This is a genomic window from Mucilaginibacter sp. (genome assembly GCF_041663085.1).
GTDB lineage: Bacteria > Bacteroidota > Bacteroidia > Sphingobacteriales > Sphingobacteriaceae > Mucilaginibacter.
This window is the reverse complement of record NZ_JBAZRC010000244.1, coordinates 1-3,093: the sequence shown is the minus strand read 5'-3', so window position 1 is coordinate 3,093 and position 3,093 is coordinate 1. Positions and strand designations below refer to the sequence as shown.

Here is a 3,093-nt window from a genome sequence, read left to right as displayed (position 1 = left end):
AAATGCTGCGCAGGATTCAAGCCCATTAAAGCAAGATACCGTGGTGAAGAAGCCGGTAGTGATACCGCAAAAACCGGCACCCGATACTACTAAAACAGAACCGGATACCACAAGTAGTCCGCAATAGTCCCGATAGCTATCGGGATAGTATTTAAAATTAGGATTTTAACTTTTAGAATTTAAAAAGAAACATGGCGTCAACCCCAAATTTTTGGCAACGCATAGGCATACAGGATTGGTTTTTAACCAACGAGAGTACCGAGAAGGCTAAGGCTAAAGCCCTTACGCCCGATACGGTTTACAGTTATATTGTAGAAAAATTCCGCGACTCGATCAAAGACCTTTCATTTGCCGACCGGGTTGTGTTCTACCACGAATTTATCATCAGCTTTAACGCAGATGATTACAAGGAGTTTGTAGCCGATAAGCAAGGCATCTTCGGCCTTATTGTGCAAGAAACGGTTACCAAGTTTTACGAGATCCTGAAAGAATACCGCGCGGCCGGTAAAACTGTAAAACCATCCGGTTCCAAATGGGTGTTCAGGCTGGTATCGCACCCTGATTATGCCCGTGGCGATAAAGGGTTCATTGGCAAATTACTGCCCGATAATAACCAGAAAGAGCAAAACCTGCGGGTAACTTTTATTCCGCGGCAAACTGGCATTGCCCAAACTTTTGATGTAAGCCAGGAAGCGTTAAAAGGTTTTACGTATTACAGCGAAGGGTATTTCGAGATTCCGTATGAGCAGGAGCTTGAACCCGAAGAGCAAAAGGCCGCCAAAGTACAAAGTACGGTTGCGCGACTGGAAACCATCATCCCCGACCAGCAATTTGCAGGTAAAAAGGTGGAGTATTTGATGAAGGACGAAGAGATAATTGTATCGGGGCTTGAAGAAACCCGCGACGACTCTAACATCTTCACCATCCCCAGCGATTGGGTGAACGCGCCGCACCTTCAAATAAAGTATAACAAAGCCGACGGTAAATTTTACCTGGCATCATTTGGTGAAATAACCACATTGAACGAAGTAACCATAACCCGCAGCGACATACACTCGCCGCAATGGGTAGAGCTGCCGGTAAACTCGCGCATGTTGCTGAACGGAATTATTGGTTTAAACCTTTTTAAAGCATAATGATTTTTAACCACAGAGTCCACAGATATATAATGTATCAAATATTATTGGTAATGATTAAACAAGCCTCTGTGACCTTTGTGTTTCTCACTCAGTGCCCTTTGTGGTTAATTAATAAAATGTTATACACCAAGCCATATTGGTCAAATTTAGATTCTTAAGTATGTCGCAAATACTATCCATAGGCTTATTGGTAATTGGGTTTTTCCTGTTGGTGACCCATTTTGCTGATATTAAAAACTCAGGTAAACGCAATGGCTGAAAATTATTTTGGATTAACCGACACAGGCAAGGTACGTACCAATAACGAGGATACCTTTATTACCCAAAAGGTAATGGGCAACCGCATGGTGCTTGCTGCCGTAATTGATGGGGTTGGTGGTTATAACGGCGGCGAAGTTGCTGCCGATATAGCGAAAACGGTAATTATCGATAGATTGAGCGGCCTGCAGGGCGAGATCATCCCCGGCATGATAGATGCTTTTAAATTGGCCAGCAAGCAGATCTCAGACAGGAAACTGGAAGATAAAGAACTGGAAAGCATGGCCTGCGTAGCTACCATGGCGCTGGTCGATCTGGAGAACAACCAGTTTTTTTACGCGCACGTAGGCGATACCCGTTTGTATTTACTGCGCGATACCTCGTTAGTGAAGATCTCTAAAGACCATTCTTTTGTAGGATTTTTAGAGGATAGCGGCAGGCTTACCGAAGATGCCGCCATGAACCACCCCAAACGTAACGAGATCAATAAAGCACTGGGCTTTACCAGCCAGATTGATACTGATGAAAGCTTTATAGAAACAGGCCAATCGCCATTTTTACCGGGCGATATGCTGCTGTTATGCAGCGATGGCTTAACCGACCTGGTGGATAAGAACGGGATATTAGATATCATCACCCAAAACATATCCTTACAAGATAAGGCAGCGCAGCTGATAGCCACTGCAAATGCCAACGGCGGCCGCGATAACGTGACCGTGGTGCTGGTACAAAACGATAAAACACAGCAAAGGCCGCAGGCTACTATGCCCGCGTCATCGCCCATAAAAAGGAATGATGAAACGGATGATGGGATTACACCGGTGCGCCCCAAACAACAACACACCGAACCCGAACTTAAACATAAAGCACCTATGGGCCAAAACAAGAATAGTGGTTTAACACTTATACTGGGCTTTTTATGCCTGGTATTCCTGGCATCAACCATCTGGTTATTCCTTACCAATCAAAAGGAAGCTACGCCGCTTGGGCAAGCAGTCCCGGTAGTACAAAAGATGCGTAATGCCGATGAGGTGAAGTTACAGGACGCTATTGATGCTTTTAAAGGCGATACGCTTGTACTGTCTGATACTTCGTTTAAACAGCCTATTATCATTACCGATACGCTACATATAGATCAGGATACCCTATACGTACGGGTGAAAGGTAATATCACTTTGCAACGCGACACAGCTTATAAAGGGCCCGCCTTATCTATAGCTACAGATAGTAAGGTAGTGATACTGGATAATTTAAAATTTAAAGATTTTAGCACAGGCATCGAACTTGGGAATACTGGTTTGTTTTTGAAGAACACGCAGTTCATTAATTGCAAATTGCCTGTTCAGCGTAAGTATGACCTGCCTGCCGATAAACCCGTAACTGCTGATTTCCCTGCAACTAAAGTAAACCCACAAACCGCTAAAGCCCAAACCCCTGTCAAACCAAATGGAACCCGATAAAATACAAACAGTAAGCCGTTGGAAGGAACGCATCTTTCTGTTGCTGGTAAGCGTTCTGTTCGTGTTTTTGTTCTTTAGGCTGCACACGGTTTTGCAAACGCGCTTTACCGATGTAGATAAACGCCTGCAGGATGGCACCATGATCAACCTGAACGCGCCCGACCCCGCAGGGCAGTTAAAAAAGCTGCTTACCAAAGGCTATTATTTTGAGGATAAACGCGACATAGACCTGATCA

Annotated in this window: 3 protein-coding genes; all 3 read left to right on the top strand. The window is 44.5% G+C overall.

Features of this window, described 5'->3' with window-relative positions:
• The first annotated feature begins 191 nt into the window (after window positions 1–191).
• Window positions 192–1,136, top strand: coding sequence for a hypothetical protein (locus WC615_RS23105; RefSeq protein ID WP_372980383.1), 945 nt, complete (start codon window positions 192–194; stop codon window positions 1,134–1,136).
• A gap of 254 nt (window positions 1,137–1,390) precedes the next feature.
• Window positions 1,391–2,857 carry a PP2C family serine/threonine-protein phosphatase gene (locus WC615_RS23100; RefSeq protein ID WP_372980382.1) on the top strand — a complete coding sequence of 489 codons (1,467 nt, stop codon included), beginning with the start codon at window positions 1,391–1,393 and terminating at the stop codon, window positions 2,855–2,857.
• The coding region (locus WC615_RS23095) for a hypothetical protein (protein ID WP_372980381.1) at window positions 2,844–3,093 on the top strand (250 nt) is incomplete at its 3' end. The genes WC615_RS23100 and WC615_RS23095, both read left to right, overlap by 14 nt.

Bases quoted from the DNA above. Each gene is read 5' to 3' on its own strand.
- WC615_RS23105 (WP_372980383.1), top strand. From the start codon at position 192: ATGGCGTCAACCCCAAATTTTTGGCAACGCATAGGCATACAGGATTGG.
- WC615_RS23100 (WP_372980382.1), top strand. From the start codon at position 1,391: ATGGCTGAAAATTATTTTGGATTAACCGACACAGGCAAGGTACGTACC.